The sequence below is a fragment of the Pseudomonas sp. MDT2-39-1 genome, assembly GCF_054898085.1.
This window is the reverse complement of the sequence record NZ_CM142716.1, coordinates 1,992,183-2,016,348: the sequence shown is the minus strand read 5'-3', so window position 1 is coordinate 2,016,348 and position 24,166 is coordinate 1,992,183. Positions and strand designations below refer to the sequence as shown.

Sequence of the window (24,166 nt, the reverse complement as noted above, 5' to 3'; positions counted from 1 at the left end):
CCCGCGAAGAGGGCAGCAGTGACACCAAAGATTTCAGGCAGAAGCCACTACCCGATTCCGCCCACCTTCCTTCGCCTGATACAACGCCTTGTCCGCCGCAAACAGCAAACTCTCCAGGCTGATATCCGTCGCTGTCGTCCAGGTACTGATCCCGATACTGACAGTCATCGGCAAATCGGCACCCTCGACCAAAGGCAACTCTTCGACAGCCTTGCGGATGTATTCAGCAATCTGCCGCGCCCCTGCGCTATCGGTTTCCGCCAGGATCACCGAAAACTCCTCACCACCGTAACGAGCGGCCAGGTCCGCCGGTCGTCGGACGTGGGCGGTGATGACGTTGGCCAACGCGCGCAGCGCTTCGTCGCCGGCCTGATGGCCATGGCGGTCGTTGAACGCCTTGAAGTGATCGGCGTCGATCATCAGCAGCGACAACGGCTGGCCCGACCGTTGGGCGCGAAACCATTCATGGCGTAGGGCCTGATCCAGCGTTCGGCGGTTGGCCAGGCCGGTCAAGGCATCGGTGGCCGCCAATTGTGCCAACTCCTGCTCGGCGTTGTGGCGCAGGCGCAGTTCACGGCAGAACAGCCAGGTCAGCCAAAGCAGGCTGATGCACAGCGCAATGGTCGCAACGCTGACCACCACCGCCGTGCGTTTCCACGACGCAAACACTTCATCGCTGGAGAGAGCAACGATGACAATCAACGGCAAGTTGCCCACCTTGGAAAACGTGTACAGGCGTTCGTCCTTGTAGCGACTTGAAACACTGGTGAAGCTGCCGTCGCCTTCCTTGACGATGCGCTGGAAGTTGGGGCGGTTGCCGAAGTCTTTGCCCACCAGTTCTTCGGCCAGACGGGGTTCCTGGGCCAGAAGAATCCCGTCCGAGCTGATCAGGTTGACCGAGCTGTCACGACCGATGCTCAAGCTGTTGAACAATTGATCGAAGTAACTCAAGCGCATGGCGGCTTCGGCCACGCCGAGGAATTCGCCCTGCGAGCCGCTGACCCGGCGACTGAAGCTGATGCGCCATTCATGTTCAGCCAGCCTGGAGCGGAAAGGACGGCTGATGAACATGTTCGGGTCGCGATTGTTCACGTGGGACTGAAAGTATTCACGGTCGGCATAATTGCCCGTTCTGGGCTCCACCGAGGCTGAGTCGGCGATCACGTTGCCCTTGTTGTCCAGCAACAAAATGTCGCCCTTGTACGGCGCGGCAGTGGCGCGGTCAAACAAGGCCAGATGGCGGATGGCGGGGGAAACGAGCTTGAGGTCTTCTCGCTGCGAGGCCGCGATCAGGCCGAGCAAGGACAGGTCATAGAGTTCGACATTGCGCAGCACGTCGGCGTCGATCAATTGCACGATGTTGGACGCCGAGCGTGTGGCAGACAGTTCTGCGTTGGCGCGTTCGCGCACCAGCAGGAACGCGACAATGCTCAGAATCGCGATCACCAGCAGCAAACTGCCGAGAACCAGAAGCCGCTCCGACCGGGTCGAACGGATCGGATCGTGAGGATTTGTGTTGCTCACACTCATGGCTCTGGCTTCTGCTGATAAGGCGTTATGAAAGTACGGTTGCAAGCATCGGGCAGAATTCCGGGAGCCGTTTGCGTTCAGGGCGCCTGTATAAATCCCTGATAAACAAAAGGCCAGCAAAACGTGCTGGCCTTATGTTTATTCAAGCTTAGAAGACATTGAGCGGGTAGTCGACGATCACCCGGTATTCATCGGTGTCCTGATCCAGCGCGCCGTAGCCATTGCCGCCACGGTTGGTGGCCCATTGCAGACGCACCGCCAGATCCTTGACCTTCCCGCCCTGGACCACGTACTTGAGATCGATGTCGCGTTCCCAATGCTTGGCTTTTTTGCCGTCGGCGCTGTACCACGAGGCGTAACCGCGGCTGTCTGGATCGACTTTGGTCAGGTCCAGTTCACCTCGGGAGTACGACACCGCTGAGGTCAGGCCGGGCAGGCCGAGGCCAGCAAAGTCGTAGGCGTACTTGAGTTTCCACGAGCGCTCGTTCGGGCCGTTGAAGTCTGAATACTGCTGGGAATTGTCGAGAAAGACGCTGTCGCCCTGGCTGATGTAGTCGAACGGCGTGTTGCCGTTGACCCGCTGATACGCCGCGGTAACGCTGTGATTGCCCACGCCGACGGTGAAATGCAGGCTGTAGGTGTTGTTGTCGATGTTGCCCAGCAGTGCATCGCCGGTGTCTTGCGTGTGATAGAAGTGCAGGCCCGGGTTGAGGCTCACCAGATCGTTCAGCGCGTAGGTGTAATCCAGGTCGTAGTAGTACTGGTTCCAGATGTCCTTGAGCTCGGACGCGTACAGGCTGCTGGTCAGCCCCGGCAGACCGCTCCAGGCCACGCCGGCCCAGTTCAGGTGCTGACTGTCGTCACCGTCTGCGAGGCTGCCGTAGGAAGTGCCGATGCGGGTGTGACCACTCTGGTTGTACGGCTTGGTGAAACTCGCCTGGCCACCTTCGATCAGCAAACCGTCGACGCTGTGGTTGGTCAGGCTCACGCCACGAAAGGTCTGCGGCAGCATGCGGGTCTCGCCGCCCGCAATCACCGGGTTGGCGAGGAACAGGTCGCCGGCCTTCAACTCGGTATCAAAGGCGCGCATTTTCAGGGTGCCGCCCGCCGTCGAGAACGACCCCGGCGCTTTGCCGTCGCCATCGCTGATCGGCAGGATGCTCGAGCCATCCGTGCCGCCACCACCGTCGAGCTTGAGCCCGAGCATGGCGTGGGCATCAACGCCGAACCCGACGATGCCCTGGGTGAATCCCGATTCGAAAATGCCAAGGAAACCCTGACCCCATTCGATGTTGTCGTCCGTCTGCTGCAGACGGTTACGGTTCAGGTAGTAGTTGCGCGCATTAAGGTTGAGGCTCGAACCTTCCACAAAACCTTCGTGGCTGGATTCGTCGTCGGCGTGGGCGTTGGCGGTCATCGTTGCAGCGATTGCAATGAACAGCGGGCTGAATCTGAGAGGGAAACGCACTTTCGGTAAAGCTCCTTGGGGTTTATCAGCACTTCATTATTTGAAGTACAGGATGTTTCTTGTAAGGGAAGACGAACTCAACGGGCTTTAAACCACAACGAAAAAAAGCCGCTGATAGCAGCGGCTTTGAAGACAACTTTTCAAAGGGAAGAGCCGATGAAAAGTGTCGAGGGAAACGGAGCGGATACGAGGGATCAGCTGTCTTTCTCAACCCGTGGCTGGGTCGCAGACGTGGACGCTTGAGGGGTTTGCGCAGCGTCCTGAGCCTTGGCCGTCATTTCGCTCTGATACTGTTCGTATGCGGCGGCACGCGCGGCATTTTGCGCGACGAAAGTCTGAGACTCTTCAGCCATGGCAAAGGGAGACAGGAACAAAGTGGACAAAACGAAAGCGCTGGCAATACCCATAGTGTTGGACATCTTTAAAACCTTCTTGCTTGGCAAGTGCTGTTTGGTGCGGGCAAAGATAAGGGGGATTGGAGAGGGGAAAAAGAGCGGATTCATGAAAGGACTGTTGCGCTAAAAGCAACAGTGACGCACTGATCGATCCCACGTTCCGCGTGGGAATGCCGCCCGGGACGCTCCGCGTTCCATTTTTGTGTTGAACCATGTGTAAAAAACACAGCGTTTTCCCACGCATTTTTCAGGTTGCCGGGTAGGACGCGTGTTCTCTAACCTTTGGCTGTCGCTGAAAACTCAGCGACCGGGAGTGAGATCCCCGGCTACTAGTATGCATCTAGCGCCAATGCCACCATAATTGGCGCCAGCTTATCCGCTGCCTGTAAATGCGTTATGGCGGCTGTGTGCGGGCAGACTTCGGTCTGGCCGGGTGCCTACTACCGGTGATCTCACACTGCACATAGCTGCCACCTCTTCGCCGCGTGAGATCCGGCGAATGGTGGTACCCATTTCAGTAGGAGTTTGCATGGATAAGTTAATCCCCGATCCACCCATCGACACCACCACTCCCCGCGACGAGGTCACTCCGACCGAAGCGCTCATCAAAGACCGCGAAGCGATAAAACGCGCTCTCGATTACTACCTCGATCCACCCGAGCCATACACCGCCAAACCCCGCCGCCCCAGCACCATGTTTATGGTGGCTCCCGATATTGATTCAGAAAGCCTATTGGCCCATGCCTGTGAGTCTTTGGCGTCGGCGAGTGTGATGAGCAGTGATTTTGCGACGAGTCTGGAGGGGCCGCAGCGCCATACGGTGTTGGCGATTCAGCAGGTCATCATGCTGGCGGAGCTGGCGGTGAATCGGGTGTTGGACAGGGTTGAGCTTCCGGCGTAGGTAGTGTTCGGTCAGGTTGACCGCGTTATCGTTCTTCGCGGGCAAGCCTCGCTCCTACGGGTGCGGGGGGGTGCTCGCGATTGGGTGTGTCAGTTGGCACAAAACCCGACGGACTCGCTTGCGGTGTGGAGCTTGCGGCTCTGGACACAGGTATACTGCCGCCTTTCGCGGCTCGCTGACCGGGCCCGACTCTTTTGCATCACCCGGAGCTTTCATGACTTCCCCGACACAACCGCCGGTTGCCGACGCTTTGAGCGACGACCAGGCAGACCTGCCAGACAGCGTCGACTCCAGCGCAGACAGCGAAGCCAAAGCCGCGATCCCGGCGTTCAAGTTCCCGTTTAAACCGGGTGATTTGGCCGCCGCGAAGAACGCCAGCCAGCCTTGGTACAAGAATGGCGCGAAGAATGGCCATACCAAGACGCCTGGGGCGGCGCCTCCTGGTACTCGTCGTTCGATGGGTAAGCGCTGAGTTTCTATTTTTGCGGTGCCTGATCTACCGTCATCGTCGGAACGCCGCCCGGAGCAGGCTCGCTCCTACAGTTGATCTCCATAGCACACAGATTTTGTGTACGCCGAAGATCCACTGTGGGAGCGAGCCTGCTCCGGGCGGCGTTCCGACGATGAGGCCATAACAGGCGACATCTCTTCTGGATCAAGCCGCCCGCAACGATATAAATGCATAGTTCACCGGCGCTTCAGTCGCCACTTGCGCCCCGGCTGCCTGCACTTGCCCGGCAATGTCTTCCCCCGACACATGAAACTGCCAATCACTGCCTGAGTCCGTCAGCGGCTGTCCGGCAAGCTGATCAACGACCGTGGCAAACGCATTCATATCCGGCAGATAAGCCGTAAACCCATCCCCCTTCAACGCTGTAGTACGAATCCCCAACAACCCACAAATCGCATCCTTGGTCTGGATGTCATCGCGATCCGCCTGACGTGAGCGTTGGATCAATCCCGCGAGTTCCTGATCCACCAGTTCGCCACCGATGATCAAGTCCGGCCCTTGTTCCCATGATTCGGGCGGGCATTCCTTGATCGCTGGGTTCAGCGGGATGTGTGGATTGATTTCCATCGGGTAGATGCGGCACACCAGCGGTCGGCGTTCGTAGATGCGGCAGAGGTTGTCTTCGTCAAGATTCCGGCAGGGGCCGACGTTGTAGGCGGCGAAGGTGATCGCCACGTACGCCTCGGACGTGCCGCTTCGAACCACCACTGAACGGCGTTCGGCGTGTTCGCGTTGCTGCACGGGCAGGCCCAGGCCGTTGCCAAGGAAACCTTCCACCAACACGATCACCTGACCGCCATCAGCCGCCCACATACGGGCTTCGGCCAGGGTCAGGGGCACGTGGTGATCGTTGCAGCATTTGCCGCAACCTACGCAGGAGAATGTCGTATTCATTGAGCGATCGGTCGCTTCCGAGGGCATGAAGCGGCGCCAGAAAGACACCGCAAAGGCGCGTTTCGAAGCAAGTTATGCGCCAGTCACTGAGCTTTGGCGGTGGGGCGGATGGAGTCCCATTCGGTGACGTAGGCGGTTTTGGTTTTTTTGTTGTAGAGACACAACTCGGTGCCTTGCTGGCCTTTCATGTGTTTTTGCGGGTATTGGCCTTGCAGCAGGAGTGCGGTGTAGCCGACCCGGTCGTCGAATTGAGCGGCGGTGCCGACGGCTTTGGCGTTTTTCAGGCCACTGGCTTTGGTGCAGCTGGCGAGCACGGCTTTGTCGTAGGCGGCCCAGGCGTCGGGGCTCGTGGCGTGGGCCTGGGTGGCGAGGGCGGTGAGGCAGAGGAGGGTCAGGGTTGCGGCTTTCATGGGTCAGGCATCCTTGGGCATTGAGTTCGCCGAGGGGTGGAGTATGCCTGATGGTTTGAGGGTGAATGTGTCGGCCCCTTCGCGAGCAAGCCCGCTCCCACATTCGATCGAGTCATGTCTGGGGAATGCGATCAAAATGTGGGAGCGGGCTTGCTCGCGAAGGCGGTGTATCAGACTGGAACCGGCTCCCTGCGGACCAAATACATCCCGGCGCTTTCATACAGCCGCTGCGCCCGAAGGTTGTCTTCCAATACCTTCAAATCCACAAAGCCTTCCCGGCGTTCCCGAAACACTTTGAACGCATGCAGCAGCAACGCACGGCCAAGCCCAACGCCCTGAGCCCGAGGATGCACCACCAGGTTCTTGATGTACGCACTGGTCCAGCACTGGCAAACGCCGATGATGCCTTCGCCATCCAGTGCGATAAAACACAGGCTCGGATCGTATTCAGGATCGGTCTCAAACCGCTGTTGCCAGGCATCCAGTGCCGGCACACGACCGCCACCTTCTCGATAACCCAGTTCCATCAAACGATGAACAGCTTCAGCCAGTTCGGGGCGGTATTGGACGAGGTCTATCCCCTGAGGCCAAGTGATCGCGGGTACAGCCTCAGCGAGGTTGCGCCGCATCAGAAAGCAAAATGCCTCGGCCAAGACTCAGTGACCTTGTTCAGCGACGGCTTTGGCCGCCTCGATCAGGCATCGGGTCAGTTCCGGTGAGGAGAACTTGGTCAGCACCGCGTTGGCCCCGGCGAGTCGCGCTTTCTCGCTGTTCATCGCGCTGTCCAGAGACGTGTGCAGCAGCACGTAAAGGTGAGAGAAGTCCGGCGTCTCGCGAAGGGTGCGGGTAAAGGCGTAGCCGTCCATCTCCGACATTTCGATGTCCGAGACGATCAGGTTGATCTGCTGCGCCGTACCTTGCAGATCCAGCAGGCAGTCGATGGCTTCCTTGGCGCTGCGGGCGGTGTGGCATTGCAGGCCGAGGTTGCGCAGGGTGTACACCGATTGCTGCAGCGCGACCTGACTGTCATCGACCACCAGAATCCGTGCGTTGCCCAGCACGTCGGCGTCTTCCATGCTCAGTTCGGTCGGGGCCGTTTCGATCTGCGCCGGGGCGATGCCGTGGATGACCTTTTCGATGTCCAGCACTTGCACCAGGGTGCCGTCGACCGAGGTCACGCCGGTGATGTACGAGCGCACGCCACCGGAGCCGAAGGGCGGCGGGCGGATGTCGGTGGTCAGGCAGTGGACGATCTTGCTTACGGCCTGAACGTGCAGGCCCTGCTTGGAGCGGCTGACGTCGGTGACGATCAGGCAGCCACCGTTCGGGTCTTCAAGCGGCCGCTCGCCGATGGCGCGGCTGAGGTCGATCACCGACAGCGAGGCGCCGCGCAGGGTGGCGATGCCTTTGACGTGGGGGTGCGACTCCGGCAGCTTGGTCAGCGGCGGGCAGGGGATGATTTCGCTGACTTTCAGCAGGTTGATTGCCATCAGCTTGCCGCTGCGCAAGGTAAACAGCAGAAGCGAAAGTGAGTCTGCGCGGGCTTTGGTGGAGGACATAAAAACCTTCTGTGGAAAAAGGTGATGGGCGAGTAAAAAGTCGCCAAAAGCTATTGATGCCGGGTTATCGACTTGTTGGGGGCAGGCTTTAGGGACATTCCCCGCCCATTGGTCCATTACGGACTTTTGTGGCAAAACACCAACCTGTGGCGAGGGGGTTTACCCCCGTTGGAGTGCGAAGCGCTCCTCGCTTTTTTTCCGATGGAACCACATCGTCAGTTTTACGACCGCTTCGCGGCCGAACGGGGGTAAACCCCCTCGCCACAGGGATTGTGCAGGTCATTACGATTGCGTTATTTCATGCCCAACCGCTTGGCCATCCGCCCGAGATTCGCCCGGTCCAGGCCTAGCTCACGCGCCGCGCTCGCCCAGTTGTCGTGATGCCGTTCCAGGCAAGTGCTGATCAATTGTCGCTGATAATTTTCGGTCGCCTCACGCAAATCTCCAGCGACCAACGCGACGGGACTGGCAGCCGGCTGCTCAGTGGGGGCGTTTTCAACGCTGCCATTGGGCAAGTCCAGATCCGCCGCACTCAAGCTGAGAATCTTCGGTCGTTCCTTGCAGTTACCCAGCGCCTTCAACGCGCTGCGACCGATCAAATGCTCCAGCTCCCGCACATTCCCCGGCCAACCATACGCCAGCAATGCCGCCTGTGCATCGCTGTTCAGTCGCAGGCTGTTAAGGCCCATCCGCGAGCGGTTCTGTTCCAGGAAGTAACCGCTGAGCAGCAACACGTCCCGCCCGCGATCACGCAGGGCCGGCACCAACAGCGGGTAAACACTCAGGCGATGATAGAAGTCGGCGCGGTAGCGGCCGCTGCGCACTTCTTCGGCCAGGTCGCGGTTGGTCGCCGCGATCAGGCGCACGTCCACCTGATGTTCTTTATCGGATCCCAAGCGCTGCAACTGACCGCTTTGCAGCACCCGCAACAACTTGGCTTGCACAGTCAGCGACAATTCACCGACTTCATCGAGAAACAGCGTACCGCCATTGGCCAGTTCGAACTTGCCACGCCGATCGTTCGTGGCGCCGGTGAAGGCGCCGCGCACATGACCGAACAATTCGCTTTCCACCAGCGTGTCCGGCAGGGCGGCGCAGTTGAGGCTGATGATCGGTTTATCCGCCCGAGGTGAGGCCGCGTGTATCGCCTGCGCCACCAATTCCTTGCCAACCCCGGTTTCACCGGTGATCAGCACGGTCAGGTCGCTGCCGCCCACCAGACTGATCTCTTCCACCAAGCGTTTATGCGCCTTGCTCTGGCCGATCATCTCGCGGTTCTGCTGGCCGCTGGCCTGACGGTAGACCTCGGCGCGCTGATGTTCGTCTTCGGCGCGATTGGCCAGGCGTTCGATGCGCTCGGCGGCGTTGACGGTCGCCGCCGCAAGGCTGGCGAAGGCTTCCAGGGCGTCCAGTTCGATGGGTTCAAATTGTTCTGGATCGAGGGCGTCGAGGGTCAGCAGGCCCCACGGACGTTCGTCGATAAACAACGGACAGCCCATGCAGTCGTGGACTTCCAGGTGATCGTCGAGGCCGTCGACCAGTCCGTCGTACGGGTCGGGCAAGTCGCTGTCGGCGGCGAACCGTGTCGGGCCGTGGCTGCTGAGTAAGGCTTCGAAGCGCGGGTGTTCGCTGACTTTGAAGCGTCGGCCGAGGGTGTCGGTGCTCAACCCGTCGACGGCGAGCGGCACCAGCCATTCGCCATCAAGGCGCAGGAGGGCGGCGGCATCGCAGGGGAGCAGGGCGCGCATGGCTTCGAGCAGGCGCCGATAACGCTCGCCTTCGGGGAGTTCGCGGGACAGGTCAGAGACCAGCGGCAGTAAGGCGGTGAGCAATGATTTTGCAGTCATAGTGACTCCGTGTAGTCGGTATGACTATAAGTCAGTCTGGGTCGATATGACTACTCTGTTCATAAGTTGTTGATTTTAAACGCTTAAATTATTGGCATGGAAAGTGATACGCATAGGGCAATCAGTTAGTAACTAAAGTAGCCCAGGAGTCACTTTATGCTTAGCGTTCAAGACCGTGCCATCGTCAAATCCACCGTGCCGCTGCTGGAAAGCGGTGGCGAAGCGCTGATCACTCACTTCTACCGCATGATGCTCTCCGAATACCCGGAAGTCCGCCCGCTGTTCAACCAGGCCCACCAGGCCAGCGGTGACCAGCCACGCGCCCTTGCCAACGGCGTATTGATGTACGCCCGCCACATCGACCAGCTCGACCAGTTGGGCGATCTGGTGGCCAAGATCATCAACAAACACGTGGCCCTGCAAATCCTTCCAGAACACTACCCGATTGTCGGCAGGTGCCTGCTGCGCGCCATCTCCGAAGTGCTGGGCGACGAAATCGCCACTCCTGAAGTGATGAGCGCCTGGGGCGCGGCCTACGGTCAATTGGCCGAGATCCTGATTGGCGCCGAAACCAGCATCTACGATCAGAAGGAACAGGCCCCCGGCGGCTGGCGCGGGGCGCGGGAATTCATCGTCGCGGCCAAGGTCGAGGAAAGCGCGGAAATCACCTCGTTCTACTTCGAACCTGCCGACAAAGGCGCGATTCTGGCCGCTGAACCGGGCCAGTACATCGGCATGAAACTGATCCTCGATGGCGAAGAGATTCGCCGTAACTATTCGTTGTCGGCCTTGCCCAACAAGGGCCAGTACCGCATCAGCGTCAAACGTGAAACCGGTGGCCGCGCTTCTAACCACTTGCACGATCAGCTGCATGTCGGCTCAAGCATTCAACTGTTCCCGCCATCGGGCGAGTTCACCCTGACCGCCAGCGACAAACCGTTGGTGCTGATCAGTGGCGGCGTGGGCATCACCCCGACGCTGGCGATGCTGGAAGCGGCGTTGGCGACCGAGCGGCCGGTGCACTTTATCCACTGCGCACGCAACGGCAGCGTTCACGCCTTCCGCGACTGGATCGATGGTTTGGCCGAGCGTCACCCGCAACTCAAACGCTTCTATTGCTACGCCGAAGATGACGGCGTGAGTCCGGCAGCGCACCAGGTCGGGTTGTTGAGCCGCGAGCAGCTGGGTGAATGGTTGCCAGAGCAGCGCGATCTGGACGCTTACTTCCTGGGGCCGAAAGGGTTTATGGCGGCGATCAAGCGTCACCTGAAGGCGTTGGGTGTACCGGAGAAGCAGAGCCGTTACGAGTTCTTCGGGCCGGCTTCGGCGTTGGAATAAGCCTCTCTCCCTGATCGTTCCCACGCTCTGCGTGGGAATGCCTCCCCAGACGCTCCGCGTCTGCTCTTGGGACGCAGAGCGTCCCTTGCTGCATTCCCACGCAGAGCGTGGGAACGATCTCTATCAGGACAGACCGAGTCGCCTTCATCGCGAGCACCACGGCCTTCATTCGTAAAAATCCTTCGAAGGTTAATCCCTCCTTAACGGGTTTATCGTCTATTCCCCGATCATCACCGGTACGCGCCGGGCTCTCAAAGGTTGGAGCCTGCGTGTAGACTTCCGGGCAATCGATCTTTACAAGGGAAACGCGATGAGCGAGGAAACGATGCGGTTGGGACGTGAACGGCGCTATCTGGTGTTGCTGGGCGTCATCTGTCTGGCGCTGATCGGTGGCGCGTTGTACATGCAAATTGCGCTGGGCGAGGCACCGTGCCCGCTGTGCATCCTGCAACGCTATGCGTTGTTGCTGGTTGCGCTGTTTGCCTTCATTGGCGCGGCGATGCGCACCCGTCGCAGCATCACGGTGCTGGAAAGCCTGGTGGTGATTTGCGCACTGGCCGGCGTCGCGGTGGCCGGGCATCACGTCTACACCCAGTTCTACCCGGCGGTCAGCTGTGGCGTTGATGTGTTGCAACCGATTGTGGATGGCCTGCCGCTGGCGAAGATCTTCCCGCTGGGCTTCCAGGTCGATGGCTTCTGCTCCACGCCGTACCCGCCGATCCTCGGCTTGTCGCTGGCGCAGTGGGCGCTGTTGGCGTTCGTGCTGATCGTGGTGCTGGTGCCGCTGCTCACTTCGCGTAACCGCAAGGCGCTGCGCTGAGGCTATTCGCCTTACCGTTGAGTGAAACCTGAAACGCCCCGGCCTTCGTTGAGAAGGCCGGGGCGTTTTGCATTTCAGTCCACAGGTAAAAGACCTTGATGCCCGACAAGAATGGGTGCGAAACATGTGCGACATGTTGTCACAGCGTGACTGTCGCAAGGCATTTCACGGGGCTGGATCGGTGCATAGCCAGGCAACGAAATTGGTCTATTCGGGCGACTTCCGATTTCAAGGCTATCGCGCGCAAGCAGGCAGTTTTAACAGGGGCTGGCGAATCGCCAGAGCCCTTGCTTCATAGGGGCTAGGGCAGCGTCGAAGTCCCTGCTTGAGCACTAATAGCTGTCTGAACTGCGCTCGGTAGACCTACAAATTTTGGTGTTTTTGTTGAGAATGAATTTCGATAAGATGCCGCACTTTTGCAAAAACCGTTAATGATTGTTGCTGGAATGGATAAAATTTATTTCGGGATGAGACATGGTTTATGAATCGTTACATATCTACAATCGCCCGCACTGAATTCCGGCACTGCTCACCTTGAGCAGGAAAACAGGGCGTCGAGGAGCTTGAACGCTTCGTGCGACTCCCCGGTGTCGGAGCCTTCCAACTTTCCGCACCAAATGGAATTGGTCTGTAACAAGGCCTTTGACCACGAATTCGAATAAGAACTTACCGCTAGCCCAGGATTTGTCGAACAGCGTCTGACGCGCGACGGGCAGCCCTTATTCAATCCAAGAAAAATGCCAACCCTTGGCAGGGTGAAGTGTTGGCGATCAAAACCCAACTGCATTGCGCAAGCTGCTTTAGAGGTCGTGAGATGAGTAAAAACAGGTACCCCAGGCTACTAGGCTTATTGCCGCTGCTCGGCACGTTGTTGCTGTCAGGCTGCAACATGACCTTGCTCGATCCCAAGGGCCAGGTTGGCCTGGATGAGCGAAACCTGATCATCACCGCAACGCTGCTGATGCTTCTGGTCGTGGTACCGGTCATCGTCATGACCTTCCTGTTCGCCTGGAAATATCGCGCGTCCAACCAGGATGCCGTCTACACACCGAAGTGGTCGCACTCCACCAAGATCGAAATCGCAGTGTGGACGATCCCGGTACTGATCATCATTGCCCTGGGTTACATCACCTACAAATCGACCCACGCGCTGGATCCTTACAAGCCGCTGGAGTCCGACGTCAAGCCGATCACCATTGAAGTGGTCGCGCTGGACTGGAAGTGGATGTTCATCTATCCGGAGCAAGGCATCGCCACCGTCAACAAGATCGTGTTCCCGGCGCACACGCCGATCAACTTCAAGGTGACTTCGGACTCCGTGATGAACTCGTTCTTCATCCCGGCCCTGGGTGGCCAGATCTACGCGATGGCCGGCATGCAGACCAAACTGCACCTGATCGCCAACCAGAACGCTGAAATGGACGGTATCTCCGCCAACTACAGCGGCGCTGGTTTCACTGGCATGAAATTCAAGGCTATCGCAACTTCCCAGGAAGATTTCGACGCCTGGGTAAGTGAAGTCAAAAAGGCACCTAAACAGCTTGAAGAAGCTGAATACGCAGCCCTTTCCAAGCCGAGCCAGAACAACCCAGTCGAGCTCTACTCCTCGGTCACTCCGAACCTGTTCCAGATCATCGTCGACAAGTACGAAGGCATGAAACCGGGTCCGAAGGTCAAGCACGAGAAGAAAGAGAAAGAAGTGGCCGCTACGCAAGGAATGGACATGAACTCGCATTCAGCTGCCGGGGCAGAGGAGTAAACGATGTTTGGTAAATTAAGTTGGGAAGCGGTCCCGTTCCACGAACCGATCGTGATGATAACCATCGCCATGATCGCGCTCGGTGGTCTGGCGCTGTTCGCGGGGATCACTTACTTCAAGAAGTGGACCTACCTGTGGACCGAGTGGCTGACCTCGGTCGACCACAAGAAAATCGGCGTGATGTACATCATCGTCGCCATGGTCATGCTGCTGCGCGGTTTTGCCGACGCCATCATGATGCGTACCCAGTTGGCCATGGCCACCGAGGGTTCGCCTGGCTACCTGCCACCTGAACACTATGACCAGATCTTCACCGCTCACGGTGTGATCATGATCATCTTCATGGCGATGCCATTCTTCACCGGCCTGATGAACCTTGCAGTGCCGCTGCAGATCGGCGCGCGTGACGTTGCCTATCCGTTCCTGAACTCCTTGAGCTTCTGGCTGCTGGTATCGGGCGTGGTGCTGATCAACCTGTCCCTGGGCGTCGGCGAATTCGCCAAGACCGGTTGGGTTGCCTATCCGCCGCTGTCGGGCCTGCAATACAGTCCGGGCGTGGGGATGGATTACTACATCTGGGCGCTACAGCTATCCGGGTTGGGTACGACGCTGACGGGGGTCAACTTCCTGGCCACCGTGCTGAAGATGCGTACCCCTGGCATGAAGCTGATGGACATGCCGATCTTCACTTGGACCTGCACCTGGGCCAACGTTTTGATCGTGGCTTCGTTCCCGATCCTGACCGCTACCCTGGCACTGCTGACGCTTGACCGTTACATGGATTTCCACATTTTCACCAATGAACTTGGTGGCAATCCGATGATGTACGTCAACCTGTTCTGGGCCTGGGGTCACCCCGAGGTGTACATCCTGATTCTGCCGGCATTCGGGATCTTCTCCGAAGTCATCTCGACCTTCACTGGCAAGCGTCTGTTCGGCCACCACTCGATGGTCTACGCATCGGGTGCGATCTCGATCCTGGGCTTCATGGTCTGGCTGCACCACTTCTTCACCATGGGTTCGGGTGCCAGCGTCAACGCCTTCTTCGGTCTGGCGACGATGCTGATTTCGATCCCGACGGGGGTGAAGCTATTCAACTGGCTGTTTACCATTTACCAAGGCCGTCTGCGTTTCACCAGCCAGGTTCTGTGGACCCTGGGCTTCATGGTGACCTTCGCCATCGGCGGCATGACCGGCGTACTGCTGGCCATCCCGGGTGCTGACTTCGTTCTGCACAACAGCCTGTTCGTGATCGCTCACTTCCACAACGTGATCATCGGCGGCGCGGTATTTGGTTACATCGCAGGCTTCGCGTTCTACTTCCCTAAAGCGTTCGGCTTCAAGCTGCACGAAGGTTGGGGCAAGGCAGCGTTCTGGTTCTGGATCTCGGGCTTCTTCGTCGCGTTCATGCCGCTCTATGCACTGGGCTTCATGGGCATGACCCGTCGTCTGAACGCCACCACCAATCCTGAGTGGGTGCCTTACCTGTACGTGGCCATGTTCGGTGCGGTGATGATCGCTGTGGGTATCGCTTGCCAGCTGATCCAGCTCTACGTGAGCGTGCGTGATCGCAACAAGCCAGAAAACATGTGCGAACACGGCGACCCGTGGAATGCGCACACGCTGGAATGGTCGACCTCGTCGCCACCACCGTTCTACAACTTCGCTGTGCTGCCAAAAGCCGAAACCATCGACCCGTTCACTGAAGCCAAGGAAAACGGTACCGCGTACCAGGCGCCTAGCCGGTACGAACCGATCCACATGCCAAACAACACCGCGACCGGTGTGGTCATGGGGGCTCTGTTGACCGTGTTCGGTTTCGCGATGATCTGGCACATCTGGTGGCTGGCCATCGTTGGCCTGGTTGGCACCGTGGTCTACTTCGTGATCCACGCTGCACGTGATGACCAAGGCTACATGGTGCCGGTCGAGACAATCGAACGCATCGAAGCCGAGCAGCACAAGCGTCTGGTAGCGGCCGGGAAAGTTCCAGCCACCGCCACCCGTGTTGAAACCTCGTTGGAACAGGCTTAAACCATGTCGAACTTAGTGACCAATGCTGGACACACCCATGTCGATGGACATGGGCACGATGACCATCACCACGACTCGGGCGAGATGACCGTATTCGGTTTCTGGCTCTACCTGATGACCGACTGCATTCTGTTTGCGTCGATCTTCGCGGTGTACGCGGTACTGGTTAACAACGTAGCGGGTGGCCCGTCGGGCCACGACATCTTCGAGCTGCCCTACGTGCTGGGCGAAACCGCTCTGCTGTTGTTCAGTTCGATCACCTACGGCTTCGCCATGCTGGCGTTGTTCAAGGGCAAGAAGAACCAGGTGCTGGGTTGGCTGGGCATGACCTTCCTGTTCGGCGCCGGCTTCATCGGCATGGAGATCAACGAGTTCCACGTACTGATCTCCGAGGGCTACGGCCCTAGCCGCAGCGGCTTCCTGTCCGGGTTCTTCACCCTGGTCGGCACCCACGGTCTGCACGTGACCAGCGGTCTGATCTGGATGGCGATCATGATGTATCAGGTGCAGAAAAACGGCCTGACGGCGACCAACAAGACACGTCTGAGCTGCCTGAGCCTGTTCTGGCACTTCCTGGACGTGGTGTGGATCTGCGTATTCACCGTTGTTTATCTGATGGGGACTATGTAAATGGCTAACGCTCATTCCCACGATAGCCACGACGCCGGCCACGGCAGCGTCAAGTCTTACGCTATCGGTTTCATTCTGTCGGTGATCCTGACCGTCATTCCTTTCGGCCTGGTGATGTACCCGTCGCTGCCGAAGTCGCTGACTCTGTGGATCGTACTGGCTTTCGCCGTTATCCAGGTGCTGGTGCACCTGGTGTACTTCCTCCACCTGGACCGTTCCGCCGCGCAGCGTAACAACGTGGTTGCGTTTGTTTTCGCCGCGATCGTGATTGTCCTGCTGGTTGGCCTGTCGCTGTGGATCATGTTCAGCATCCACACCAACATGATGGCGAAGTGAGGTAAGTCCGAATGTCCTTGAAGCACTTTATCCAAATCACCAAACCGGGGATCATTTTCGGTAACGTGCTTTCAGTGGCAGGCGGATTTTTCCTGGCCTCGAAAGGGCATGTCGATCTGGCCATTTTCCTGGCAGCAATGATCGGCACATCCCTGGTAGTGGCTTCCGGTTGCGTGTTCAACAACTGCATCGACCGCGACATCGACCTGAAGATGGAACGCACCAAGAATCGGGTGCTGGTCCAGGGCTTGATCTCCCTGAAACTGGCGCTGATTTTCGCGACCGTCCTTGGTGTTGCCGGCGTTGCGTTGTTGTACAAGGTGGCGAATCCGCTGGCCGCGATGTTCGCGGTGATCGGTTTCGTCATCTACGTCGGCTTCTACAGCCTGTACCTCAAGCGCAAGTCGGTTCACGGCACGCTGGTGGGCAGCCTGTCGGGCGCCATGCCGCCAGTGATCGGTTACGTCGCTGTGACCAACAGCTTCGACATGGCCGCACTGACGTTGCTGGTGATGTTCAGCCTGTGGCAGATGCCGCATTCCTACGCCATCGCGATCTTCCGCTTCAACGATTACCTGGCCGCATCGATTCCGGTGTTGCCAGTGAAGCGCGGGATTCAAGTGGCCAAGAAGCACATCCTGCTCTACATCCTGGCCTTCCTCGTGGCGACCTTGATGCTGACCTTCAGCGGCTACGCCGGCATGAGCTACCTCGCCGTCGCCGCGGCCATGGGCATGTACTGGTTGTACATGGCCTGGACCGGTTACAAGGCAGTGGATGACACGGTCTGGGCACGCAAGCTGTTCGTGTTCTCGATCTTCACCATTACCGCGTTGAGCGTGATGATGTCCCTGGACTTCAAAGTGCCGACGGAGCTGTTGCTGACGTACGCGCCTTAAGCGTCGGATGCTGTAAAGAAAAGCCCCGCCCTTCGAGAGAAGAGGCGGGGCTTTTTGTTGGGGGGCTTTCTGGTGGACCGTGTTGCCCCAATCGCGAGCAGGCTCGCTCCCACATTTTGATCGGAGTAGCCTCAGATTCTGAGTACGACGCTGAACCCCTGTGGGAGTGAGCCTGCTCGCGATGGCCGCACCGCGGTGAATCAGAAAAACTCAGCGATCGAGCAGTCGAAAGAACCGCTCGCGCACCTGCGGGCTATCACTGTGCGCGACGTTGAAGCGCAGGAAGCTGCTGGCATCGGCGGCTTTACTCAGCAAGGTGCCGGGGGCAAGGACGAGGTCGCTTTCGAGGCCTTTGATAGCCAGCGTTTCGGCATGCAGGCCATCCGGCAACCGCGTCCAGATAAACAACCCTTCACCCGGTATCGATGACACCGAGCATCCAGCCTCTACCAGCCATCTCGTCACGCGACTGCTCGATTCATACAGACGATCAACCGTGCGCCGGGTGTGTTTGGCGTAGCTGCCATTGCTGAGCATGGTGCAGGTGATCTGCTCCGCCAGTTCCGAGGTGACGCCACCGCAGGCCAGCTTCAAGGTGATCATTCGTGCGGCCAGTTGCGGTGATAACGCGGTATAGCTGACCCGGCTGTTGGCGGTCAGGGTCTTGGAGAACCCGGACACGTAACTGACATGGTCCAGACCGCTCGCGGCCAGGCGCGGAGTGCGCCTTTGCTGGATGTCGCCGTACAAGTCATCTTCGAGGATGTGCACGCCATAGCGGTGGCTCAGCTCCAGCAGGCGATAAACCTGGGCTGAGGAGAACGAGTGCCCGGTCGGGTTGTGCAGGGTGCTGTTGGTCATGTACAGCACGGGGCGATGGGCAATCAGCAATTGTTCGAACGTTTCCAGATTCAGACCGTCGCAATCGCGGGCAATGGTGATGACCTTGGCGCCGTGCAACGCCAGGTTGGTGTGCATGTTGAAGTAGCACGGGTCGTCGAGCAGCACCGTGTCACCCGGTTTTATCAACAGACGCATCAGCAGGTCGATGGCCTGCACGGTATTGGCGGTGGTGATGATCTGCTCAACCGGCACCTCGATGCCGACGGTCGCCAGCTTGACCTGCAACGCCTCGCGCAGCGGGAGGTAACCACCGACCTCTCCGTATTCGCCCATCCGTAGCGCGGTCGCGCGAAGGGTGCCGCGCACGGCTTTGAGCAAGTCGTCGGCGGGCAGCCACGAGGCGGGCAGAAATCCGCAGCCGGGGCGCAGCGCGCCGTTGTCCTGCAGCAATTTGCGGCGGACCCGACTGAGCGTGTCTTGGGGCTGCAGGTTGGGGCCGGCCGCACTGTGGGGTTGGGTGCTTGGGCGGTGAATGTAATGCCCCGAGCCTTGGCGTGAGACCACCAGTCCTTTGGCCCGCAATCGGTCGAGCGCGTCGACCACCGTGGATTTACCCACGTTCATCAACTCGGATAGCTCGCGAATCGGTGGCAACTTGGCCCCGTGAGGCAGGCCGCCCTGGCTGATGGCCAAAGACAACTGATCGACGATCTGCTGTACCAGCGGCACTCCAGGCTGGAACTCGATGGCGGCGATGACGGCGCGCTGCATTTTACTGGTCTCCCTGGCAGTAAAGTTCGCTGGATTCTATACGAACTTGCTCTGATCAAAGCAAGCGTCTGTCTCTACCATCATCTGCGCGTATGCATGATTGATTAAGAGGGTTCAGTTAATGAGTAATCAAATGAGTCGCGACGAACGCTTCCTCGCGATGGCAAAAGAACTCGGCTTTGATATCTACGACGAGAACTCTGCCGGCGGGCATTACGCGCCGCTGATTCGGCACGATGATGAGCTGTATGTCAGCGGGCTGGTGCCGCGGATGAACGGCAAAGTCCAGTACCCCGGACGGGTGGGGCTGGAGCTTAATCTGGCCGACGCTCAAGAGGCGGCTGGCATCAGCGCGATACGCGGACTTGCATTGATCCGAGAGGCCATCGGGTCACTGGATAACGTCAAGGCACTGCTGCGCATCACGGTCTATGTGAAATCCACTTTCGATTTTGTGGACCTCAGTGACGTGGCCAACGGCGCGTCTGACGTCTTCACGCATGTGTTGGGTGAGGCAGGTAAACACACCCGAACGACCGTCGGGGTTTATCAGCTGCCGAAGAACGCCCCGATCGAAGTGGATATGATCGCGGCCCTGTATCCGTCAGCGCGGTAAGTCTTTCGGGCAATAAAAAACCCCGCTTCACGGGCGTAATGCTGTTCACTTAAGACAATCATCAGTCGAGCGAGAACCTGTGGCGAGGGGATTCATCCCCGTTGGGCTGCGAAGCGGCCCCCTGCGCCCGTTCGGACAGACCGAGTTGTGTGGATTTACGACTGCTTCGCAGCCGAACGGGGCGGTGCGACGTTTCGATGAATCCCCTCGCCACAAATGAGTGCCCGCGATTAAGTGAACAGCATTACGCTTCACGGGCGGGGCTTCAGGTCGATCGTGTTACTGCGCGGCGATGCTGTAGCCGTCGAACGCGGTTTGCTGCTGAAGTGCGGTGATGATGTTCTTGCGGTTGACCGCTTGTTCGGCCCCGGTGTTGTCCAGGAACGTCTCGTTTTCAATCGCCGCGTCCTCACCTTCGCCGACGAACGTGAAGCCGAGGAACTCCAGCGCTTTGCGATCAACATTCAGGCTCGAACGTGGCGTGCGCAGCGGCAGCGTGACGCTCACGCCATCCTTGCTGATGGTGAACACTTCGAGGTCTTTCTTGGCGCGAGCCACTTTGCTCTTGCCGGTGCTCGGGTTGCTGATGGCCTGGTGAGTCTGGTTCAGCACCTTCAATGCCAAGCCATAGACGATTTCCTGAAAGGCCGGGTCGTCCTTGAAGCTGGAAAGAATACGGCTGATCGGGAACTTGCTGCTCAGGTCTTCAAGCGCGGCAATGTCGGACGCTTCGGCGTCTTTCAGTTGTTTGAGTTCGCCCATCAGTTCATAGGCTTTATCGTCATCGAAGCTATCGTGGGCCTGGCGAATCGCGACGCGCAGCTCGCGGAGCTGGTCGCTTTCCCGAGTGGATTGAAAAGCGTCCAGGACCATCTCGCTGATGGTCTTGGCCTGTGGCACATGCTGTGAAAGATTGATGGAGTTTTCGTATTCCGCTTTGGACGACAAGGTGACTACGGATTCAGCGGTATTGGAATCGGACATTGAAATTTCACTACTTCTTTTAACTTGGGTTTAGGCGAGAAAGCACGAAGCCTTTTCAGGCCGCCTAATCTATTGGACCTGACCTGAGTTGTCACGGATGAACAGGCGGTTGGTCATCATTTTTGGCGTGGAGATGTCATTCGCTGAAGTTCCAGCGCATTGGTCGTCGCCGCGCCACTGGCGGTGTTGTCGAAGATGCACCAGGTGGGAGTGTCGTCGGCGTGGGTTTGTAACTTTTGAGCCAGTTCCCCAAGCCATGGCATTTCGTAACTTGAGTAGTAGATTCGCGGTGATCCGTGTAATCGGTAGTAGCGGATGCCCTGCCAGGCACCTGGTAAATCGCCATTGGGTAGGGGCGAAGGATCGGCTGCCACTTGGCCGATTCGATGCTCAATCAGTAGCGCTTGCGCCTCAGGCGTTTGCCAGCTGACATGCCTCGGTTCAAACACCGCATAGCCTCTGTAGTGCGAACGGAGTGTGTTGAAGAAGGCTTCGGCAGTTTTGACTTCGAAGGATAAAGAGGGCGGGATCTGGATCAGCAGGCACCCAAGCTTCTGGCCCAGATGGGAGCATTGCTCGATAAAGTCATCGATCAACGTTTCACAGTTCAGCAAGCGAGCTTCGTGGGTGATCTGCTTCGGGACTTTGACTGAAAACCGAAAGCCCTCCGGCACACTCTCGGCCCATCGTGTATAGGTTGCCGGGCGGTGAGGCCGATAAAACGAGCTGTTGATTTCCGCGCACGTCAACTGTGCCGCATACCGTTGCAGGTGAGTGCCTGCGTCGGGAAATGCCTTCCACTGTTCGCGGGGCAGGTTCCATCCGGCGCAGCCGATGTACAGGGATGTCGTGGCAGTCATCAGCGTTTTCTCGCCTCAGCATCAGGTTCAAAGCTCAATGCTGACGCCACTGGAGTTCAACTCGACGCCGCCCGTTCGTTCAACAAGCCCATTGTGACCAAGCTGGAAACCTACAACGGTTTCTACCCGGCGGAGGAGGAACATCAGGACTTCCAGACCGAGCACCCGACGTATCCGTACATCGTGATCAACGACCTGCCGAAAGTTGCGGCACTCAAGCAGCTGTACCCGGATCGATATCAGGAGAAACCTGTGCTGGTGAAGGCGGGGATGTGAAGCGCGGTTTGTCTATCGACTGCGTGGGCGCTCCATCGCGATGCTTGACGTTTCAAAGCCCAGGCGCGAGAAGAATTCTGAAGCGCCTTCGCGTCCCGCGCGCAGAACCCAGGTGATGTCAGTGTTCTCGCCCATGACATGCTCGACCAGTGCCCGACCAACGCCTGCTCGCCGATGCTGCCCGGCCACGACAACCATCGACAGGTAACCGTTGGACAGACCGTCGGTGATGCCTCGGGCAAACCCGACGATGTGGGCGTTCTTCACGGCAAGCGCAGTACGTTGGGAATTGGCGATCAACTGCGCAAAATGTTGAGTTGTTCCCAGGCGGTGAGCCCATCCGTTCTGCTCAAGAAAAAGCCGTACGGATTCCACTTCCGAGGCCAGTACATCGCGGACATGCAGGACGGTACTCATCCCGAAATCACATTTTTGCCCGCAATCTTCGACCGATACAGCGCCTGATCCGCCCTGGCCAGAAAACCCGTCTGTTGCTCTTCTTCAAAGCGCTGGACCACGCCAAAACTCATGGTCACCTGAAACTCTCCCACAGGCGGCAGACTCGACAGGCCATGGCGGATTTTTTCGGCGATGGATCTGGCGTTGACCAGCGAAGTATTGGGCAGGATGAGGATGAACTCGTCACCGCCCCAACGCGCCAATAGATCGCCTTCGCGCACGCAGCGTTCCACGCTCTCGACGACCTGAATCAACGTCGCATCTCCCAAAGCATGGCCGTAGTAATCGTTGATGTTCTTGAAGTCATCGATGTCCATGGCGATCAGTGACAGCGGCTGCCGAAAGCGCTGGGAACGGTCGCACTCCTGGGGCAGGGCTTTTTCCAGACGATAGCGATTGGCGATCGACGTCAGCGCATCGGTTTCCGCCAGTTTGCGGTTTTCTTCGAGTTGAATTTGCAGCTGCTGATTGACCCGCGACAATTCACGGGTACGTTCTTCGACGATGGCTTCAAGGGATTGATTGCGCCGTTCCATCTCTTCGAAGAGGCGTTTCTTGTCTTCGATACTGCGGTGCGCGCCGACCATCCGCGCCACCGATCCGTCGACATTGCGAGCCAGCACGTAGCCGCGATCTTCGATCCAGGTATAACTGCCGTCCTTCTTGCGGCAGCGATACTCGGCTTGATAGCCCGGCACTCGTTGATTCAGGTAATCATCAAACACCGTCATCACCCGCGGGTAATCGTCGGGGTGAATCACGTTTTCCCAGGTAAACACGGTGTTGTCCAGGGAGTGAACTTCGTAGCCGAGCATTTCATACCACCCGGGATTGCGGTAGACGAACCCGGTGTTGGCGTTCCAGTCCCAAATGCCGTCACTGACCAGTTCCAGAATGGTGTGCAGCATGTCCTCGTTCAAATCCGACACATTGAATTTCAACGGCTCGATATTCGATGCTTCACCCATCACCGCTCTCCCTGCACTGATATCAAAGTGACCCTTCAGTCGAGGAGATTAGTGCATGGCGTGTAGCCCCCGCTAGTGCTTGGCCCACAACTGCATGGCGAAGTCGACGAAGTGACGCAATTTCGGTAAGCGGTAGCGATCCTGGGCGTACACCAGGTGCATCGACCGGCTCGGCAGTTGATAGTTCTGCATCAACGCCACCAGTTTTTCGTCCAGCAAATCCTGCTCGATCAACGCGTCGGGCAACATCACGACGCCCATCCCGGTTCGAGCAGCCTGATGCAGCCCGGCCGAACTGTTGATCAGCATCGGGCCTCTGACGGCCACCATCACTTCGCCTTCCGGCCCGCTCAGGCGCCAATGTTTTTCCACGGATTGCCAGTCATCGCCAACCGGATAGGCAAACGACAAGCAGTCATGATGTTGCAGGTCTTCGGGTTTTTCCGGTGTGCCTCGGCGTGCCAGATAGTCCTTCGAGGCGCACATGGTCAGCGTGTAGTCGATGAGCGGACGGGCGATCAGGTTGGACGGTTCAATCGCGCCCAAGCGAAACGCCACGTCGAGGCCGTTCTCGAGAAGATCGGGTCGCCCATTGGTGAGCACCACGTCCAGTTTGACTTGCGGGTAACGCAGGGTGAACTCGCTAAGCGCTGGTGCGAGCTTTTCAGTGCCGAAGGTCAGCGGAGCAGTGATGCGCAAGATCCCGCTCGGCGTGTCCTGGCTCTGTTCAGCCAAGCGTTCGGAATCGGCCACCAATCCCAGCACCTCCAGACAGCGCTGGTAATAAGCCGAGCCGAATTCCGTCAGTCGCTGGCGCCGCGTCGTACGGTTCAACAAGCGCACACCCAGACGTTGCTCCAGCGCGCGAAGGTGGTTGCCGACCATGGTCGTGGACATTTCGCACTGCTGTGCGGCCGCAGTCATGCTGCCGGCTTCCACCACCCTTACGTAAACCGTCATTGCCTGGAATAGATCCATTATCAAGCTCGGCTTTAAGATGATTGAAGTGTTACAGCGTTTATCCAGCTCAGGTGGCTAACCATACTGCAAAAACACCG

General features: G+C 58.4%; 24 protein-coding genes and 1 pseudogene. 11 read left to right on the top strand and 14 right to left on the bottom strand.

The features are described 5' to 3' along the window. Positions 1-33: 33 nt before the first annotated feature. From ACYZTM_RS09730 to ACYZTM_RS09720, 3 genes are all read right to left on the bottom strand, one after another. Complete coding sequence (locus ACYZTM_RS09730; protein ID WP_461988385.1) at positions 34-1,530, bottom strand: diguanylate cyclase; 1,497 nt, start codon at positions 1,528-1,530, stop codon at positions 34-36. A 148-nt stretch (positions 1,531-1,678) separates the two neighbouring features. Further along, entirely contained in the window at positions 1,679-2,998 is a 1,320-nt protein-coding gene (locus ACYZTM_RS09725) for an OprD family porin (protein ID WP_461988383.1), read from the bottom strand. A 194-nt stretch (positions 2,999-3,192) separates the two neighbouring features. After that, a complete protein-coding gene (locus ACYZTM_RS09720; protein WP_131059507.1) occupies positions 3,193-3,417 on the bottom strand; it encodes a hypothetical protein in 225 nt (74 codons plus the stop codon). A gap of 505 nt (positions 3,418-3,922) precedes the next feature. Between ACYZTM_RS09720 and ACYZTM_RS09715 the strand changes: the two genes are divergently transcribed. Both ACYZTM_RS09715 and ACYZTM_RS09710 read left to right on the top strand, forming a co-directional pair. Next, entirely contained in the window at positions 3,923-4,294 is a 372-nt protein-coding gene (locus ACYZTM_RS09715; RefSeq protein WP_131059424.1) for a DUF6124 family protein, read from the top strand. A 214-nt stretch (positions 4,295-4,508) separates the two neighbouring features. Then, positions 4,509-4,766, top strand: coding sequence for a hypothetical protein (locus ACYZTM_RS09710; protein ID WP_028620828.1), 258 nt, complete (start codon positions 4,509-4,511; stop codon positions 4,764-4,766). 183 nt (positions 4,767-4,949) lie between these two features. Here the strand turns inward: ACYZTM_RS09710 and ACYZTM_RS09705 are convergent, their stop codons facing one another. From ACYZTM_RS09705 to norR, 5 genes are all read right to left on the bottom strand, one after another. Next, positions 4,950-5,699, bottom strand: a complete 750-nt coding sequence (locus ACYZTM_RS09705; RefSeq protein WP_131059423.1) for a YkgJ family cysteine cluster protein — start codon at positions 5,697-5,699, stop codon at positions 4,950-4,952. Between the two features lie 83 nt (positions 5,700-5,782). Then, on the bottom strand, positions 5,783-6,109 hold the full coding sequence (locus ACYZTM_RS09700; RefSeq protein ID WP_461988381.1) for a hypothetical protein: 327 nt from the start codon (positions 6,107-6,109) through the stop codon (positions 5,783-5,785). A gap of 170 nt (positions 6,110-6,279) precedes the next feature. Then, complete coding sequence (locus tag ACYZTM_RS09695; protein ID WP_461989122.1) at positions 6,280-6,738, bottom strand: GNAT family N-acetyltransferase; 459 nt, start codon at positions 6,736-6,738, stop codon at positions 6,280-6,282. Between the two features lie 27 nt (positions 6,739-6,765). Further along, a complete protein-coding gene (locus tag ACYZTM_RS09690; protein ID WP_131059421.1) occupies positions 6,766-7,668 on the bottom strand; it encodes a chemotaxis protein CheV in 903 nt (300 codons plus the stop codon). A 293-nt stretch (positions 7,669-7,961) separates the two neighbouring features. Next, entirely contained in the window at positions 7,962-9,515 is a 1,554-nt protein-coding gene (gene norR / locus ACYZTM_RS09685) for a nitric oxide reductase transcriptional regulator NorR (RefSeq protein WP_461988378.1), read from the bottom strand. A gap of 156 nt (positions 9,516-9,671) precedes the next feature. Between norR and hmpA the strand changes: the two genes are divergently transcribed. The 7 genes from hmpA to cyoE all read left to right on the top strand — a co-directional run bounded on the left by hmpA (position 9,672) and on the right by cyoE (position 17,331). After that, complete coding sequence (gene hmpA, locus ACYZTM_RS09680; protein ID WP_461988377.1) at positions 9,672-10,853, top strand: NO-inducible flavohemoprotein; 1,182 nt, start codon at positions 9,672-9,674, stop codon at positions 10,851-10,853. A gap of 310 nt (positions 10,854-11,163) precedes the next feature. Further along, a complete protein-coding gene (locus tag ACYZTM_RS09675; RefSeq protein WP_461988374.1) occupies positions 11,164-11,673 on the top strand; it encodes a disulfide bond formation protein B in 510 nt (169 codons plus the stop codon). Between the two features lie 814 nt (positions 11,674-12,487). Continuing rightward, positions 12,488-13,432, top strand: a complete 945-nt coding sequence (cyoA, locus tag ACYZTM_RS09670; RefSeq protein ID WP_109634678.1) for a ubiquinol oxidase subunit II — start codon at positions 12,488-12,490, stop codon at positions 13,430-13,432. 3 nt (positions 13,433-13,435) lie between these two features. After that, the gene (gene cyoB, locus ACYZTM_RS09665; RefSeq protein WP_131059417.1) at positions 13,436-15,466 is read left to right on the top strand and encodes a cytochrome o ubiquinol oxidase subunit I; all 2,031 of its coding nucleotides are present in this window, start codon (positions 13,436-13,438) and stop codon (positions 15,464-15,466) included. 3 nt (positions 15,467-15,469) lie between these two features. Beyond that, positions 15,470-16,096: a cytochrome o ubiquinol oxidase subunit III gene (locus tag ACYZTM_RS09660; protein ID WP_461955624.1), complete on the top strand. Its 627-nt coding sequence runs from the start codon at positions 15,470-15,472 to the stop codon at positions 16,094-16,096. After that, positions 16,097-16,432 (top strand): cytochrome o ubiquinol oxidase subunit IV, encoded by a 336-nt coding sequence (gene cyoD, locus ACYZTM_RS09655; protein ID WP_131059415.1) that lies wholly within the window; start codon positions 16,097-16,099, stop codon positions 16,430-16,432. A gap of 11 nt (positions 16,433-16,443) precedes the next feature. Further along, entirely contained in the window at positions 16,444-17,331 is an 888-nt protein-coding gene (gene cyoE / locus ACYZTM_RS09650; RefSeq protein WP_131059414.1) for a heme o synthase, read from the top strand. 210 nt (positions 17,332-17,541) lie between these two features. Here cyoE and ACYZTM_RS09645 read toward each other — a convergent pair whose 3' ends face one another. Then, positions 17,542-18,945 carry an aminotransferase-like domain-containing protein gene (locus tag ACYZTM_RS09645; RefSeq protein WP_461988371.1) on the bottom strand — a complete coding sequence of 468 codons (1,404 nt, stop codon included), beginning with the start codon at positions 18,943-18,945 and terminating at the stop codon, positions 17,542-17,544. Between the two features lie 133 nt (positions 18,946-19,078). Here ACYZTM_RS09645 and ACYZTM_RS09640 point away from each other — a divergent pair, with 133 nt between their 5' ends. Then, the gene (locus ACYZTM_RS09640; RefSeq protein ID WP_371928406.1) at positions 19,079-19,561 is read left to right on the top strand and encodes a RidA family protein; all 483 of its coding nucleotides are present in this window, start codon (positions 19,079-19,081) and stop codon (positions 19,559-19,561) included. 279 nt (positions 19,562-19,840) lie between these two features. Here ACYZTM_RS09640 and ACYZTM_RS09635 read toward each other — a convergent pair whose 3' ends face one another. Continuing rightward, positions 19,841-20,545: a hypothetical protein gene (locus ACYZTM_RS09635; RefSeq protein ID WP_461988368.1), complete on the bottom strand. Its 705-nt coding sequence runs from the start codon at positions 20,543-20,545 to the stop codon at positions 19,841-19,843. A gap of 116 nt (positions 20,546-20,661) precedes the next feature. Then, positions 20,662-21,405, bottom strand: coding sequence for a DUF72 domain-containing protein (locus ACYZTM_RS09630; RefSeq protein WP_461988366.1), 744 nt, complete (start codon positions 21,403-21,405; stop codon positions 20,662-20,664). Between the two features lie 45 nt (positions 21,406-21,450). On the opposite strand from ACYZTM_RS09630, the pseudogene ACYZTM_RS09625 reads away from it, so the two are divergent. Beyond that, positions 21,451-21,681 (top strand): annotated as a pseudogene (locus ACYZTM_RS09625) (peptide-methionine (S)-S-oxide reductase); the annotation flags it as partial. Positions 21,682-21,693: 12 nt separating this feature from the next. Here the strand turns inward: ACYZTM_RS09625 and ACYZTM_RS09620 are convergent. From ACYZTM_RS09620 to ACYZTM_RS09610, 3 genes are all read right to left on the bottom strand, one after another. Beyond that, positions 21,694-22,098 carry a GNAT family N-acetyltransferase gene (locus ACYZTM_RS09620; protein WP_461988364.1) on the bottom strand — a complete coding sequence of 135 codons (405 nt, stop codon included), beginning with the start codon at positions 22,096-22,098 and terminating at the stop codon, positions 21,694-21,696. Continuing rightward, positions 22,095-23,108, bottom strand: coding sequence for a sensor domain-containing diguanylate cyclase (locus ACYZTM_RS09615; RefSeq protein WP_461988362.1), 1,014 nt, complete (start codon positions 23,106-23,108; stop codon positions 22,095-22,097). Before ACYZTM_RS09615 ends, ACYZTM_RS09620 begins: the two co-directional genes overlap by 4 nt. Positions 23,109-23,180: 72 nt before the next feature. Further along, complete coding sequence (locus ACYZTM_RS09610) at positions 23,181-24,086, bottom strand: LysR family transcriptional regulator (RefSeq protein ID WP_461988360.1); 906 nt, start codon at positions 24,084-24,086, stop codon at positions 23,181-23,183. Positions 24,087-24,166 lie beyond the last annotated feature (80 nt).